Origin of the sequence: Mycolicibacterium tusciae, assembly GCF_002086795.1 — a bacterium.
Taxonomy (GTDB): Bacteria; Actinomycetota; Actinomycetes; order Mycobacteriales; family Mycobacteriaceae; genus Mycobacterium; species Mycobacterium tusciae.
The window spans coordinates 151,542-166,454 of sequence record NZ_MVIM01000001.1 but is presented as its reverse complement, the minus strand read 5'-3'; the positions used below and the strand labels follow the sequence as shown (position 1 = coordinate 166,454).

The 14,913-nt window shown below is 65.9% G+C and carries 16 protein-coding genes; 8 read left to right on the top strand and 8 right to left on the bottom strand.

The genetic code is table 11. From position 1 onward, the window contains the following. Positions 1-239 precede the first annotated feature (239 nt). From metH to BST47_RS00740, 7 genes are all read left to right on the top strand, one after another. Positions 240-4,007, top strand: a complete 3,768-nt coding sequence (gene metH / locus BST47_RS00770) for a methionine synthase (RefSeq protein ID WP_083123291.1) — start codon at positions 240-242, stop codon at positions 4,005-4,007. Positions 4,008-4,141: 134 nt separating this feature from the next. Beyond that, the gene (locus BST47_RS00765) at positions 4,142-4,825 is read left to right on the top strand and encodes an HAD family hydrolase (protein WP_083123290.1); all 684 of its coding nucleotides are present in this window, start codon (positions 4,142-4,144) and stop codon (positions 4,823-4,825) included. A gap of 82 nt (positions 4,826-4,907) precedes the next feature. Beyond that, positions 4,908-6,383 carry a sugar porter family MFS transporter gene (locus BST47_RS00760; RefSeq protein ID WP_083123289.1) on the top strand — a complete coding sequence of 492 codons (1,476 nt, stop codon included), beginning with the start codon at positions 4,908-4,910 and terminating at the stop codon, positions 6,381-6,383. 45 nt (positions 6,384-6,428) lie between these two features. Then, positions 6,429-6,710, top strand: a complete 282-nt coding sequence (locus BST47_RS00755; protein WP_083123288.1) for a phosphoribosyl-ATP diphosphatase — start codon at positions 6,429-6,431, stop codon at positions 6,708-6,710. Positions 6,711-6,715: 5 nt separating this feature from the next. Then, on the top strand, positions 6,716-7,561 hold the full coding sequence (hisG, locus tag BST47_RS00750) for an ATP phosphoribosyltransferase (protein WP_083123715.1): 846 nt from the start codon (positions 6,716-6,718) through the stop codon (positions 7,559-7,561). A 68-nt stretch (positions 7,562-7,629) separates the two neighbouring features. Next, positions 7,630-8,112 (top strand): DUF4126 family protein, encoded by a 483-nt coding sequence (locus BST47_RS00745; protein ID WP_083123287.1) that lies wholly within the window; start codon positions 7,630-7,632, stop codon positions 8,110-8,112. Between the two features lie 10 nt (positions 8,113-8,122). Continuing rightward, positions 8,123-9,493 carry an FAD-containing oxidoreductase gene (locus BST47_RS00740; RefSeq protein WP_083123286.1) on the top strand — a complete coding sequence of 457 codons (1,371 nt, stop codon included), beginning with the start codon at positions 8,123-8,125 and terminating at the stop codon, positions 9,491-9,493. Here the strand turns inward: BST47_RS00740 and BST47_RS00735 are convergent. The 6 genes from BST47_RS00735 to BST47_RS00710 are packed head-to-tail and all read right to left on the bottom strand — an operon-like array spanning position 9,444 to position 13,089. Next, entirely contained in the window at positions 9,444-10,091 is a 648-nt protein-coding gene (locus BST47_RS00735; protein WP_207568495.1) for a flavodoxin family protein, read from the bottom strand. The genes BST47_RS00740 and BST47_RS00735 overlap by 50 nt on opposite strands. A 2-nt stretch (positions 10,092-10,093) precedes the next feature. Next, the gene (locus BST47_RS00730) at positions 10,094-10,591 is read right to left on the bottom strand and encodes an SRPBCC family protein (RefSeq protein ID WP_083123285.1); all 498 of its coding nucleotides are present in this window, start codon (positions 10,589-10,591) and stop codon (positions 10,094-10,096) included. Then, positions 10,588-10,905 (bottom strand): ArsR/SmtB family transcription factor, encoded by a 318-nt coding sequence (locus tag BST47_RS00725; RefSeq protein WP_083123284.1) that lies wholly within the window; start codon positions 10,903-10,905, stop codon positions 10,588-10,590. The genes BST47_RS00730 and BST47_RS00725 overlap by 4 nt, the downstream gene beginning before the upstream one ends. A gap of 50 nt (positions 10,906-10,955) precedes the next feature. Next, on the bottom strand, positions 10,956-11,417 hold the full coding sequence (locus BST47_RS00720; protein WP_083123283.1) for a DinB family protein: 462 nt from the start codon (positions 11,415-11,417) through the stop codon (positions 10,956-10,958). Next, entirely contained in the window at positions 11,414-12,211 is a 798-nt protein-coding gene (locus BST47_RS00715; protein ID WP_083123282.1) for a thioesterase family protein, read from the bottom strand. The genes BST47_RS00720 and BST47_RS00715 overlap by 4 nt, the downstream gene beginning before the upstream one ends. After that, positions 12,208-13,089 (bottom strand): RecB family exonuclease, encoded by an 882-nt coding sequence (locus BST47_RS00710; protein ID WP_083123281.1) that lies wholly within the window; start codon positions 13,087-13,089, stop codon positions 12,208-12,210. The genes BST47_RS00715 and BST47_RS00710 overlap by 4 nt, the downstream gene beginning before the upstream one ends. 84 nt (positions 13,090-13,173) lie before the next feature. On the opposite strand from BST47_RS00710, the gene BST47_RS00705 reads away from it, so the two are divergent. Next, a complete protein-coding gene (locus tag BST47_RS00705; protein ID WP_207568494.1) occupies positions 13,174-14,013 on the top strand; it encodes a tRNA (adenine-N1)-methyltransferase in 840 nt (279 codons plus the stop codon). A gap of 22 nt (positions 14,014-14,035) precedes the next feature. Here the strand turns inward: BST47_RS00705 and BST47_RS00700 are convergent, their stop codons facing one another. Both BST47_RS00700 and lppK read right to left on the bottom strand, forming a co-directional pair. Then, complete coding sequence (locus BST47_RS00700) at positions 14,036-14,332, bottom strand: DUF503 domain-containing protein (RefSeq protein ID WP_083123280.1); 297 nt, start codon at positions 14,330-14,332, stop codon at positions 14,036-14,038. 10 nt (positions 14,333-14,342) lie between these two features. After that, positions 14,343-14,909, bottom strand: coding sequence for a lipoprotein LppK (lppK, locus tag BST47_RS00695; RefSeq protein ID WP_234809533.1), 567 nt, complete (start codon positions 14,907-14,909; stop codon positions 14,343-14,345). Positions 14,910-14,913: the final 4 nt, after the last annotated feature.

Sequence of the window (14,913 nt, the reverse complement as noted above, 5' to 3'; positions counted from 1 at the left end):
GGTGGCGGTCCATCGAGACGAAATACCCTGGACGGCAATCTGGTTAATGTTGATACTTAGGCCATCGCCATAAGCTCCGAGAGCTGCCGATCATGGCGATGAGTGGGCGTCCAGACGTCGACCGGGTGAGCGCGTAGACTTTTCTGGTCGAGAGGCGTTGCAACGGTTCTCCGGTCATTGCCGGATTCCGCCACGCTCGGCGAAGTCAAGGACGCCTTCCGTTACGGAAGGAGTGCATTGTGGCCGCCCCGGAAAGCGTCGCCGAGTCGAAGGCGTTTACGCCGAACGTCCGCCCCGACTGCACCGAAGAACTCACGGCTGCTCTGCGCCAGCGGATCATGGTCATCGACGGCGCGATGGGAACGGCGATCCAGCGGGACCGGCCGGACGAGGCCGGCTACCGCGGCGACCGGTTCACGGAATGGCCGACTGCTCTCCAGGGCAACAACGACCTGCTCAACCTGACGCAGCCGCAGATCATCGAGGGAATTCACCGCGAGTACCTCGAAGCGGGCGCCGACATCCTGGAGACCAACACGTTCAACGCGAACGCGGTCTCGCTCGCCGACTACGACATGGCCGACCTGAGCTACGAGCTGAACTACGCGGGCGCCGCCCTGGCTCGCAAAGCCGCCGACGAGTTCAGCACCCCGGAAAAGCCACGTTACGTCGCGGGCGCCCTCGGGCCCACGACGCGCACGGCGTCGATCTCACCGGACGTCAACGATCCGGGAGCCCGCAACGTCTCCTACGACCAGCTGGTCGCGGCCTACCTCGAAGCTGCCAACGGCCTGGTGGACGGCGGTGTCGACCTCCTCATCATCGAGACGATCTTCGACTCGCTGAATTCCAAGGCGGCGGTGTTCGCCGTCGAGACGCTGTTCGAGGAGCGCGGGCGCCGTTGGCCGGTGATCATCTCGGGCACCATCACCGACGCGTCAGGGCGGACGTTGTCCGGTCAGGTGACCGAAGCATTCTGGAACGCGATCAGACACGCGAAGCCCATCGCGGTCGGCCTCAACTGTGCCCTGGGCGCACCGGAGATGAGGCCCTACATCGCCGAGATGTCGCGGATCGCGGACACCTTCGTCTCCTGCTACCCGAACGCGGGACTGCCCAACGCATTCGGCGAATACGACGAGTCTCCGGAGCGGCAGGCCGGCTACATCGCCGACTTCGCCGAGGCTGGTCTTGTCAATCTGGTCGGTGGATGCTGCGGAACGGCGCCTTCGCACATCGCCGAGATCGCCAAGGTCGTCGACGGCAAGTCGCCCCGCGAGTTGCCCGAGATCCCGGCGGCTACCCGTCTTTCGGGGCTCGAACCGCTCAACATCACCGAAGACTCCCTGTTCGTGAACATCGGTGAGCGCACCAACATCACCGGCTCCGCCCGGTTCCGCAATTTGATCAAGGCCGAGGACTACGACACCGCGTTATCGGTCGCCCTGCAGCAGGTCGAGGTCGGTGCACAGGTCATCGACATCAACATGGACGAAGGCATGATCGACGGCGTCGCCGCGATGGATCGGTTCACCAAGCTGATTGCGGCCGAGCCGGACATCAGCCGTGTCCCGGTGATGATCGACTCCTCCAAGTGGGAGGTCATCGAGGCGGGCCTGAAGAACGTGCAGGGCAAGCCGATCGTCAACTCGATCTCCATGAAGGAGGGCGAGGAGAAGTTCATCCGAGAGGCACGGCTGTGCCGCAAGTACGGCGCCGCCGTCGTCGTGATGGCCTTCGACGAGCAGGGTCAGGCCGACAACCTGGAGCGCCGCAAGGAGATCTGCGGGCGCGCCTACCGGATCCTGACCGAGGAGGTCGGGTTCCCGCCCGAGGACATCATCTTCGACCCGAACTGCTTCGCGCTGGCGACCGGCATTGAGGAGCACGCGACCTACGGGATCGACTTCATCGAGGCCTGCGCCTGGATCAAGGAGAACCTCCCCGGGGTGCACATCTCCGGCGGCATCTCGAACGTGTCGTTCTCGTTTCGCGGCAACAACCCCGTGCGCGAGGCCATTCACGCGGTGTTCCTGTTCCACGCCATCAAGGCCGGCCTGGACATGGGCATCGTCAACGCGGGCGCGCTGGTGCCCTACGACTCGATCGATCCCGAACTGCGGGACCGTATCGAGGACGTCGTACTGAACCGTCGCGAGGACGCGGCCGAGCGACTGCTGGAGATCGCCGAGAGGTTCAACACGAAGGACTCGGGCGAAGGCGATGATAAAGCCGCAGCCGAGTGGCGCAGTCTGCCGGTCCGCGAGCGGATCACGCACGCTCTGGTCAAGGGCATCGACGCCCACGTCGACGACGACACCGAGGAGTTGCGCGCCGAGATCGCCGCCGCGGGTGGCCGCCCTATCGAGGTGATCGAGGGCCCGCTGATGGACGGCATGAACGTCGTCGGTGACCTTTTCGGTGCGGGCAAGATGTTCCTGCCGCAGGTCGTGAAGTCGGCCCGGGTGATGAAGAAGGCCGTCGCGTACCTGTTGCCGTTCATCGAGGCGGAGAAAGAGGAGGCCGGGACCACCGGCTCCAAGGACACCAACGGCACGATCATCATGGCGACCGTGAAGGGCGACGTCCACGACATCGGCAAGAACATCGTCGGAGTCGTGCTGCAGTGCAACAACTTCGAGGTGATCGATCTCGGTGTGATGGTGCCTGCCCAGAAGATCCTGGATGCGGCGAAGGAGCACGACGCCGACATCATCGGGTTGTCCGGCCTGATCACCCCGTCGTTGGACGAGATGGTGAACTTCGCCGTCGAGATGGAACGCGAGGGGCTGGAGATCCCGCTGCTGATCGGCGGCGCGACCACCTCCCGCGCCCATACGGCGGTGAAGGTGGCGCCGCGTCGCCACGGGCCGGTGGTCTGGGTCAAGGACGCGTCCCGCTCGGTGCCGGTCGCCGCGGCCCTCCTTGACGACAAGCAGCGTCCAGCTCTGCTGGAGGCGACCGAGGCCGACTACGCCTCCCTGCGCGAACGGCACGCCCAGAAGAACGAGCGGCCGATGCTGACGCTGGAGAAGGCCCGCGCCAACCGGACGCCGATCGAGTGGGACGACTACACGCCGCCGGTGCCCGCTCAAGGGACGGGAGTACGAGAATTTCTTGACTACGACCTCGCCGAGCTACGCGAGTTGATCGACTGGCAGCCGTTCTTCAACGCTTGGGAGATGAAGGGCAGGTTCCCCGACATCCTCAACAATCCGGCGTCGGGCGAGACCGCCCGCAAGCTCTACGACGACGCCCAGCAGATGCTCGACACCTTGATCAAGGAGAAGTGGCTGACCGCCAACGGGGTGATCGGGTTCTTTCCGGCGAACGCCGTGGGCGACGACATCGAGGTGTACACCGACGAAACCCGCACCGAGGTGCTCACCACATTGCGCAACCTTCGCCAGCAGGGCGCGCATCGCGACGGCGTCCCGAACAAATCGCTGGGGGACTTCATCGCCCCCAAAGAAACGGGCCTGGCGGACTACGTCGGCGCCTTCGCCGTCACCTCGGGCCTCGGCGGTCAGGAGAAGATCGCGGAGTTCAAGGCGGCCCTCGACGACTACAGCGCGATCCTGCTCGAGTCGCTTGCCGACCGCTTGGCAGAGGCCTTCGCCGAACGCATGCACCAGCGCGTCCGTAAGGAGTTCTGGGGATTCCAGCCGGACGAGGAGCTGGACAACGACGCGCTCATCGCGGAGAAATACGTGGGAATCCGCCCTGCGCCAGGTTATCCGGCCTGCCCGGAGCACACCGAGAAGGCGACGCTGTGGGAGCTGATGGACGTCCAGGAACGGACGGGCATCGAGCTGACGGAGTCGATGGCGATGTGGCCCGGTGCCGCCGTCAGCGGCTGGTATTTCTCGCATCCGCAGTCGCAGTATTTCGTGGTCGGCCGGTTGGCTCAGGATCAGGTCGCCGACTACGCGAGACGCAAGGGCTGGACCCTCAAGGAGGCCGAGCGTTGGCTGGCTCCCAACCTGGGCTACAACCCGGAGGACTGAGCCCTGGCTCGTCGAGCCGAGATACGATGCACCCGAACGGGTTCCGGTTCCTTCGTCAGACGGATATCGTTGGCGCCCACCGTACGTGTCACCCATGCTGATCGGCGGCTCGCCGCCGTGACAGAATTCGAAACATGCGTGCGGTGCTGTTCGACATGGATGGGACCCTCGTCGACTCCGAAAAGCTCTGGGACATTTCACTGACGGCGCTGTACGAGCGCCACGGCGGCATCATGACGCCCGAGGTGCGGGCATCGCTGGTGGGCGGCTCGGCGGAGGACACGATCCATACGGTTTACACCGACCTCGGGCTCGCCCTCGATCCGGACGCGATGGCCGAATCCATCCGCTGGTTGCACGACTACACCGGAGAGTTGTTCGACGGCGGGCTGCCGTGGTGCGACGGCGCGCGCGAGTTGCTGGAAGCCCTTGCCGCCGAACGAACTCCGATGGCTCTGGTCACCAACACCCAGCGACAGCTGACCGAGCGCGCCCTCAACAGTATTGGTAAGCACTACTTTTCGGTGTCGGTCTGCGGCGACGAAGTGCCGAGGGGCAAGCCGGCGCCGGACGCCTATCGGCGAGCGGCCACGCTGCTCGGGCTGGAGCCGGCGGCGTGCCTAGCGGTCGAGGACTCGGTCACCGGCACTGCCGCTGCGGAGAGCGCAGGGTGCCCGGTGCTGGTGGTACCCAACGACGTCGAGGTGCCCGCAGGAGGGCGCCGGGCACATGTGAGTTCGCTGAGCAGGATCGGCGTCGCCGATCTTCGCCAGGTCTATGACCGTCTCAGCCGAGGCATCGGAGAACGCTCAGCGTAAGTCCCCCCGCAGCGCGCTTGCCAGTGGTAAGACGGGGGTACTCACGTGACCCGGATCACGCAACGCTGCGAAAGGGACGCCCATGGCAGGCTCCAATGCCCCCGCTGGAGACGAATCCTCACTACCGATCGCCGACGATGACTTCTCGTCGGGCGGCACCGCCGTCCGAATCGCCTCGGTCGCCGCGCTGGGCGGGTTGCTGTTCGGCTACGACAGCGCAGTGATCAACGGTGCGGTCGACTCGATCCAGGAAGACTTCGGCATCGGCAACGCCGAACTCGGCTTCGCGGTGGCCTCGGCGCTGCTGGGGGCCGCGGCAGGAGCCATGACCGCCGGACGGATCGCCGACTGGATCGGCCGCATCGCGGTCATGAAGATCGCGGCGGTGCTGTTCCTGGTCAGCGCCTTCGGAACGGGCTTTGCGCATGAGGTGTGGTCGGTCGTGCTGTTCCGCATCGTCGGCGGCATCGGTGTCGGCGTGGCCTCGGTCATCGCGCCGGCCTACATCGCCGAGACTTCGCCACCGCGAATCCGCGGCCGGCTGGGGTCCTTGCAACAGCTGGCCATCGTGTTGGGCATCTTCGCGTCCTTCGTTGTCAACTGGCTGCTGCAGTGGGCAGCGGGCGGCCCCAACCAGGTGCTGTGGTTCGGGCTCGACGCGTGGCGCTGGATGTTCCTCGCGATGGCGCTCCCTGCCATCGTGTACGGGGTGCTGGCGTTCACCATTCCCGAGTCACCGCGGTATCTCGTTGCCAGCCACAAGATTCCGGAAGCGCGCAGGGTGCTGAGCATGCTCCTCGGCGAGAAGAACCTGGAAATCACGATCGATCGCATCAAGGAGACACTGGAGCGGGAGGACAAGCCGTCGCTGCGCGATCTGAAGAAGCCGACCGGCGGCATCTACGGCATCGTGTGGGTGGGCCTCGGGTTGTCGATCTTCCAGCAGTTCGTCGGCATCAACGTGATCTTCTACTACTCGAACGTGCTGTGGCAGGCAGTCGGGTTCAGCGCCGACGAGTCGGCGGTCTACACCGTGATCACCTCGGTCATCAACGTGCTGACGACGCTGATCGCCATCGCGCTGATCGACAAGATCGGGCGCAAGCCGCTGCTGCTCATCGGATCGTCGGGCATGGCGGTCACGCTCATCACGATGTCCGTCATCTTCGCCAACGCGACCATTGGCCCCGATGGCAACCCGAGTCTGCCGGGAGCCTCCGGGGTGATCGCATTGATCGCGGCGAACCTGTTCGTGGTGGCGTTCGGCATGTCGTGGGGACCCGTCGTCTGGGTGCTGCTCGGCGAGATGTTCCCCAACCGCATCCGCGCCGCGGCGCTCGGCATCGCCGCGGCAGGCCAATGGGCGGCCAACTGGCTCATCACGGTCACGTTCCCCGGGTTGCGCGAGCATCTCGGACTGGCCTACGGGTTCTACGGCCTGTGCGCCGTGTTGTCGGGCCTCTTCGTGTGGCGATGGGTGATGGAGACCAAGGGCGTGTCGCTGGAGGACATGCACGGTGAGATCCTGCATCAGCATTCGCCAAAAGCCTCCACCTGAGGGTGGGGACCGCGGTGAAACCGCCGTGACTTTGCGCGCGGCGCCGTGACACAATCGCGTCCCGTGAAGACCTTCGACGCCCTGTTCGCCGAACTGAGCGAGCGTGCACGCACCCGGCCCGCGGGCAGCGGCACGGTCGCCGCACTCGACGGCGGCGTGCACGGGCTCGGCAAGAAAATTCTGGAAGAAGCCGGCGAGGTGTGGCTGGCCGCCGAACACGAGAGCGACGAGGCGCTGGCCGACGAGATCAGCCAGCTGCTGTATTGGACGCAGGTGCTGATGATCTCCCGCGGGCTGTCCCTCGACGACGTCTACGCCAAGCTATGAGCGACATGTTGCGCGTCGCGGTGCCCAACAAGGGTGCCTTGAGCGAGTCCGCCGCCGAGATCCTGTCCGAGGCGGGCTATCGCAGGCGTCGGGACCAGAAGGACCTGACCGTCATCGATCGGGCGAACAACGTCGAGTTCTTCTTCTTGCGTCCCAAGGACATCGCGATCTACGTCGGTTCGGGTCAGCTGGACTTCGGGATCACCGGTCGCGACCTGGCTGCCGACTCCGACGCACCGGTGCGGGAGCGATTGGCGCTCGGCTTCGGCAATTCGACGTTCCGATATGCGGGCCCGATCGGCCGGGAGTGGACCACCGCCGACCTGGCGGGCAAGCGGATCGCGACATCCTTTCCGAACCTGGTACGAAAAGACCTCGCCGCCAAGGGAATCGAGGCAACTGTTATTCGCCTAGACGGCGCTGTCGAGATTTCCGTCCAGCTGGGCGTGGCCGACGTCATCGCCGATGTCGTCGGATCCGGACGGACGCTCGCGCTACACGACCTGGTGGCGTTCGGTGATCCGCTGTGCGACTCCGAGGCCGTGCTGATCGAGGGCGCCGAAGCCGGGAACTCCGCGGCCCGTGACCAACTGGCGGCACGGGTACAGGGTGTGGTGTTCGGGCAGCAGTACCTGATGCTCGACTACGACTGCCCGCGCACGGTACTCGACGAGGCCGCTGCCGTCACCCCTGGACTGGAATCGCCCACCATCGCCCCACTCGCCGATCCGGCGTGGGTGGCGGTGCGCGCACTCGTGCCACGTCGCGACGTCAACGCGATCATGGACAAGCTCGCCGCGATCGGTGCGAAGGCGATTCTGGCGTCTGACATACGGTTCTGTCGCTTCTGATTCAACAGGTCATCGCACTGCACGCGTGTTAGCGTCCGGGTGTCGTTTTCACCGGTACGGAGGTTGGCATGACGCAGGTCCTCGTCATAGTGCTCGCGCTGCTGATCGGCGTGATCGCCGGATTGCGGGCGATGACCGCCCCGGCGGTGGTCGCCTGGGGGGCCATGCTCGGCTGGATCGACGTCGACGGCAAGTGGTCGGAGTGGGTGGCCCATCCGATCACCGTCACCGTCCTGACGATCTTCCTGCTGGTGGAACTCGTCACCGATCAGCTGCCGAAGACCCCGAGCCGCAAGACGGCGCCGCAGTTCGCCACTCGACTCATCATGGGTGCTTTCGCGGGGGCGGTGATCGGTAGCGCGTTCTTCCACACGTTCAGTGCCTTGGGCGCAGGCATCGTCGGTGCGGTGCTGGGCACGCTGGGCGGCGCCGCGGTCCGAACCAAGCTCTACGAAGCCAACAACGGTAAGGACCGGCCCGGCGCGTTCATCGAGGACGTGGTGGCCGTCGGCGGTGGCTTCCTGGTCGCCTTCCTCGTCAGCCTCGTCTGAACCGCGGCAGATGACTGAAAAGTTCGACGCGGTCATCGTCGGCGCCGGTCAGGCCGGACCGCCGCTGGCCGGCAGGCTGACCCAAGCGGGTTACACGGTCGCCGTCATCGAACGCAAGCTCGTCGGCGGCACGTGCGTCAACTCAGGTTGCATCCCGACCAAGACCCTGGTCGCCAGCGCGTTCGCCGCGCGCGTCGCCCGCCGCGGAGCCGAATACGGCATCGGCACAGGCGATATCAGCGTGGATATGGCCGCTGTGAAGGCGCGCAAGGACAAGATCGTGGTCGGTGACCGCGAAGGGGTCGAGTCCTGGATCGAGGGCATGGACGGGGCGACGTTGATCCGCGGCCATGCCCGGTTCGAGGGCCCACACATCATCCGGGTGGACGACCGCGTCCTGGAAGCGGACCGGATCTTCCTCAACGTCGGCGGCCGGGCGGTGGCGCCCGACATGCCCGGGCTCACCGACATCGACTACATGACGAACGTCGGAATTCTCGAACTCGACACGGTGCCAGAGCATCTGGTGGTCATCGGTGGAAGTTACATCGCCCTGGAATTCGCTCAGATGTACCGCCGGTTCGGTGCCCGCGTGACGGTCATCGAGAAGGGGCCACGACTCACCTCCCGGGAGGACGAGGACGTCTCGGAGACCATCAAGGAGATCCTGGAGGCCGAGGGTATCGACGTCGTCGTCGGTGCCAGCGACATTCGATTCACCAAGCGCGACAACGGCTTCGAGGTCACTCCGCGCGAGGGAGCCGAACCCATCGCAGGCACCCATCTGCTGATGGCGGTCGGGCGTCAGCCCAACACCGACGACCTCGGGCTCGAAGCGGCCGGCGTCGAGACGGACCGCCGAGGTTACATCGTCGTCGACGATCAGCTGCGCACCAACGTCGAACACATCTGGGCCATGGGGGACTGCAACGGACGCGGCGCCTTCACCCACACCTCGTACAACGACTTCGAGATCGTCGCGGCCAACCTGCTCGACGATGACCCGCGCCGGGTGAGCGACCGGATCACGACCTACGCCCTCTACATCGACCCGCCGCTGGGGCGGGCAGGCCTGACGGTCGACGAGGTGCGCAAGTCAGGACGAAAAGCGTTGGTGGGCAAGCGGCCCATGACGCGCGTCGGCCGCGCCGTCGAGAAGGGCGAGACACAGGGCTTCATGAAGGTAGTCGTCGATGCCGAGACCGAGCAGATCCTCGGTGCCACCATCTTCGGGGTCGGCGGCGATGAGGTCATCCACTCGATTCTCGACATCATGACGGCAAAGAAGCCCTATACCGCGATCTCGCGCACAATGCACATTCATCCCACCGTCAGTGAGCTGGTGCCGACGATGCTCCAGGACTTGCGGCCGCTGGACTAGCGGCACGGCCGACGTTGAGCTGTCGCGTGACGTGCGCGACCCGCCACCCGAGGTGGCGGCACGTGCGCACATCGGCGGGATGGACTTGATCGGAGTTCGCATCGACATCGGTCTGCGCGCCCGCGCCGAGAAAGAAGGCCAGGCGGTTGAGGTCGTGCTCGCTGCCTGCCGAACTGTTCCAGCCAGGTCCCAAACCCAGGTTCACCCAGTGCATGTGATGCTGCGCGGCGAATACGGACAACGACACCAACGTGTTCAGCTTGTCGCCGCTCTTGCCGCCAGAGTTGGTGAACCCGGCCGCGACCTTGTCCCGCCAGGTGCCCTCGATGCAGCGGCGCCCGGTCTGTTCGGCGAACGTCTGGAAGGCAGCCGACACGTTACCCATGTAGGTCGCCGAGCCGAAGACGATGCCGTCCGATCCGTCCAGGATGTCCCAGTCCGTTTCGCTCATCTGGTCGACCGGGATCACCGTGACGTCGGCGCCCGCCTCGGCGGCTCCGGCTGCGACAGCGTCGGCCAGGGTAGCCGTGTGCCCATATCCGGAGTGGTAAGCGATCGCCAACGTAGGCGCGGCAATGTCAGAACCGTTGTGTGCCATAGCTATTGTTCCTTCACGGATTCGGCCACCTCGCGGTAGCGCTGCGCCCAGCCGGGCAGGGGATTACCGGCCAGCTGGGCCTCGAGCCGGTCCAAGTAGGCATGTGTGCCGGGGCGGAATCCCTCTGCGTTGCGGATGCCGAGTCCACGATGGGTGAACCGCAACAGCGTGCCGTCGCCGTCGGCGCTCAGTTCGTAACGCACCACGCTGTCCTCGATGATCCGTTGACGCCATTCGTGTTCGAACACGTGCGGTGGGTCCCACACACGGATGCGGCCGGTCATCTTCTTGTGCTCGGGCGGCGCCGGGGGACCGTCGGGCATCATCTCGATGACACCCCCCTCGCGCGCGTCGATGGTGGTCTGGCCCATCCATTGGTTCCGGTGTTCCGGATCGGTGATCGCGGCCCACACCGCTTCGATGGGAAACGACAGGCGGCGTTCGAACGTCAGCATTGCCCGATCGCCCTCGATCGTCAGTCGTCCCTCACGGCCGGTCACTGCTTCTCCCGATGAGTCGCCTGCAGGTGCCGTTCGAGGGCATCGAGGTGATCGGCCCAGTAGCGGCGGTAGCGGTCGATCCATTCGTCGATCGCGACCAGCCCGTCGGCCCGCAACGCGTAGATGCGGCGCTGCGCGTCGGGGCGGACTTCGACGAGGCCCACCTCGCGCAGCACGCGCAGATGGCGTGACACCGTCGGTTGGGTCAGGTCCGGCAGCGTCGCCACGAGCTCACCCGCGGTGCGCTCACCCGTGGTCAGCGCGTCGAGTAGCGCCCTACGGCTCGGCTCGGCGACAGCTTCAAAGACGTCCATGCGACAAGTATGGCACTCCATCTATATAGATACAAGCGTATGTAAACAGTTCAGGCCCCAGCCGCACGCAACAACCGCAACTGGCCGATCTCCGCGATGTTCTTCATCAGCTCGGCGTTCAGCCACAGCGCGGTACGAACCTGGTCGACCTCGAGGTCGGCAAGCAGATCTCGCCAGCGGGCGGCCAACTCCCGTATCTGCGACACCGAGGAGGCGCCGTCACCCGGCCATATGACCTCATCACGATCGCGGGGAGCGTCACCGGTGACCTTGTCGATCGTGGTCGACCACCACCAGATGACGTGCCAGGTGAGCCACGCGACCGTCGGCACGGGCATGGGGTCGGGTGCTGTGTCGGCCCAGTCGGGACGCCAGACCCCGGCGGTATCGGGCCGTACCGTCCAGCACAATGCAGTCGGCTCCCAAAGGAAGTCGTCTTCGACAACGGCGGACAAGTGCAGATCCGCGAGCGCCCACGTGAGATCGAACTGCCACAACAGTTCGGCGTTCATGTCCGGCGCTGAACCAGCAGTGTCTGCGCGCAGGTGCCGATGAACCCTTGCTGGTCGAAGAGTTCCGCGGTGGTGACGCCGATCGCGTCGGGCCCGATGGAACCACGGGCCCGAAGCGCGAAGTTCTGGCCGGAAGGCAGCCGGTGCAGGTGGACGACCGTGTCGGTGTTCATGAACATGAACGCCTCCGGGTCCAGTGCGGCGCCCGATCCGTTCGCCGAGTCGACCACCATCGCGAGCCGCTGCAGTGCCGTCGTCGAGTCCGAATCCACCAACGGCACAAGGGGACTGAGCCACACCACGTTGCCCGTCTCGCCGGTCTCGGGCTGGCGTCGCCAGCTCACCGTCTCGAGATAACCCTTCGCGCCGACCCAGCTGTGCGGCACCGCGACCGCTTCACCTTCGACAAGCGGGGGATAGCGGTCGGTAGCCACGTCGGTCGTGTCGCCGGGCGCCAGCAGCCATGCGGTGACCCGCGCGACCGCGCGATCAGCGCCGCGGGACCTGGCCGCCGACATCTCCGCCATCATCAGCGAGATCCGTTTGCCCGGACGCTCCACCCAGGCCCGCACCTTCACCGAAGCGACGGGAATCGCGCCGAGAATGTCCAGCGTCAGACGTCCGATACGCAGCCCCGTATCGGCCGCCAACTCCTCGATCAACTTCGTCATCAGTGCGAGAGGCGGTGAGCCGTGCTGGATTTCGGGATCCCAATTGCTCCGCGTACCGTCGGTCGATTCGAACACCGAGAAGTCCCCGTCGGTATCGAGCCGACGGTAGTGGCAATCAATCACGCAGCCGACTCCCGGGTGTGCAGCACCGTGTCATCATCGCCTTCGTCGGGGACCGTCGGCCAGCCGGGGTAAGGAGGTGGCGTGCCACCGAACACCGGGCAATGTGCGTGGTGCGCACACCAGTCACACATCCGGGACGGGTTGGGACGGAAATCACCTGTGGTACCCGCAGATTGGATCGCTCGCCAGATAGCCATCAACGTCTTCTCGAAGCGCAACAGCTCGTCGAGATCGGGCGTGTAATCGAGCACCTGACCATCGGCCAGATAGAGCAGCCGCAGCCGCGCGGGCAGAATGCCGCGGGACCGCAGCAGCGCCACGGCATAGAACTTCATCTGGAACATGGCCTTGAATTCGGCCAGCGCCCTGGCCTCTGGTGGCGCCTTACCGGTCTTGTAATCGACGACCCGTAGCTCGCCGGTGGGCGCTACATCAATGCGGTCGACGAAGCCGCGCAGCAGCGTGCCGTCCTCGAGTTCGACCTCGACGCGCTGCTCGCAGCTCTGCGGGTCGAAACGAGTCGGATCCTCCAGCCGGTAGTACCCCGACAGCAGTGCCCGTGCCTCCTCGAGCAATTCGGCGCGTAGCCCGGGTTCGAAATCGTCGGCGAGGTTGGGTCGCTCGGCGACCAGGCGCTCCCACGCCGGATCAACGAGCGTCATCGCCGTATCGGGGACCCGCTCGGCCGCAGGCAGCCCGTACAACTGTTCCAGCGCGGCGTGTACCACCGAACCACGCACCTGCGCGGTGGACGACGGCTCGGGCAACCTGTCGATGGCACGGAACCGGTAGAGCAGGGGGCACTGCTTGAAGTCAGCGGCCCGGGACGGTGAAAGCGCGGGGCGCCGAACGGCTGTCGGCTCCTGCCCGTCGGTCATGAGTCCAGCGTATGGCGATACCCCGACAAAGCTCGGTAGACCCGCGCACCCGCGACGGCGCGCTGACTGGCAGGCTGAACACCTGTGAACAGGACCGGACCCTTCGCAATCGGTGATCGAGTGCAGCTCACCGACGCGAAGGGCAGGCACTACACCATGGTCTTGACTCCGGGCGGGGAGTTCCACACCCACCGCGGCATCATCGCCCTCGACAGCGTGATCGGGCTGCCCGAGGGGAGCGTGATCAAGTCCACCAACGGTGATCAGTTCCTCGTGTTGCGTCCGCTGCTGGTCGACTACGTGATGTCGATGCCCCGCGGCGCACAGGTCGTCTACCCCAAGGACGCCGCCCAGATCGTGCACGAAGGGGACATCTTCCCCGGTGCACGCGTGCTGGAGGCGGGCGCGGGCTCGGGTGCGCTGACGTGCTCGCTGCTGCGCGCCGTCGGCCCCGAGGGAAAGGTCACGTCGTACGAGGTGCGTGAGGACCACGCCGAGCACGCGGTGCGCAACGTCACGACCTTCTTCGGGGGACGTCCTGATAACTGGGAGCTGGTGACCGCGGACATCGGCGACTACGCCGGGCCTGAAGTGGATCGCGTCGTGCTCGACATGCTGGCGCCCTGGGAGGTGCTCGGCTCCGTCGCGAACGCGCTGGTGGCCGGCGGGGTCCTGATGATCTACGTCGCGACGGTGACCCAATTGTCGCGAACGGTCGAGGCCCTGCGCGAGCAGAAGTGCTGGACCGAACCGCGAGCCTGGGAGAGCATGCAGCGCGGTTGGCACGTGGTCGGGCTGGCCGTGCGTCCGCAGCACACGATGCGGGGACACACCGCATTTCTGATCAACGTGCGCAAATTGGCGCCGGGTGCGATTGCGCCGATGCCGCTGCGGCGTAAGCGCCAACTCGGCGGCGGAATCTGATTTTATCGGCTCGGCGACCTGTCTAGTCGTCGGTACTGCGACGCAGATCCCGCCGCACCGAGAGCAGTTCCAGCTCGGGGCGTGCCGCAACGAGCCGCTCGGCGGCGTCGAGCACCTCGACGACATGGCTGCGATCGGCCGCCACCATCGCGATACCCACGCCTGCACGGCGATGCAGGTCCATCGAGCCGGTCTCCGCAGCCGACACGGCGAATCGGCGGTGCAGTTCAGCGATCAGCGGACGGATGACCGACCGCTTCTGCTTGAGCGAGTGCACATCCCCGAGCAGGAGGTCGAATTCGAGCCAGCCGATCCACATCCGCCTGTTCCTAGCGCGGGGGTGACGGAGGCGCAGGCCCGCTGGGCGTCTGGGGCGCACTCGCGTCCGGTTGCAGCAGCTCGTCGGCGGTCTTACGGGCCAGCTGCCACGAATCGTCGACGAAGACGAACTCCATCGGGAAGCTGAAGTCGCCGGCCTGCGGATTGTCGGTCTTGAGGCTGATCAGAGCCGACACGGTGCCCGGAGGGTCCTGGACCCAGCGCAGATCCCGCGCCTCGAACGTGGCCGGTGCGTAGCCGTTCTGGATCAGCGCCTGGCCGAATTTGTCCATCGCGGTCGCGTCAGCCTGCGTGCCGGATTCGACCAGCCCGGCCTTTTCCGCGCCCGGGATGGTGGCATCCGCTATGCGGTTCATCACATCGGAAAGCGCTTCCGGCGGCGGCAGCGGCGCACCGGGCGGGCCGGGCGGCTCCTGAACTGGGGGCGAGGTTGCCGATGTCGCGGTCGCCGCCTGCGGTGGTTTCTGGTCGTCGTCGGAACTACATGCGCCAAGCCCGAGCGCCGCCGCAATTGCGGCGGCGCTCAGGATCACGGCACCGGTGGCGCGGTGCGCCAACTGC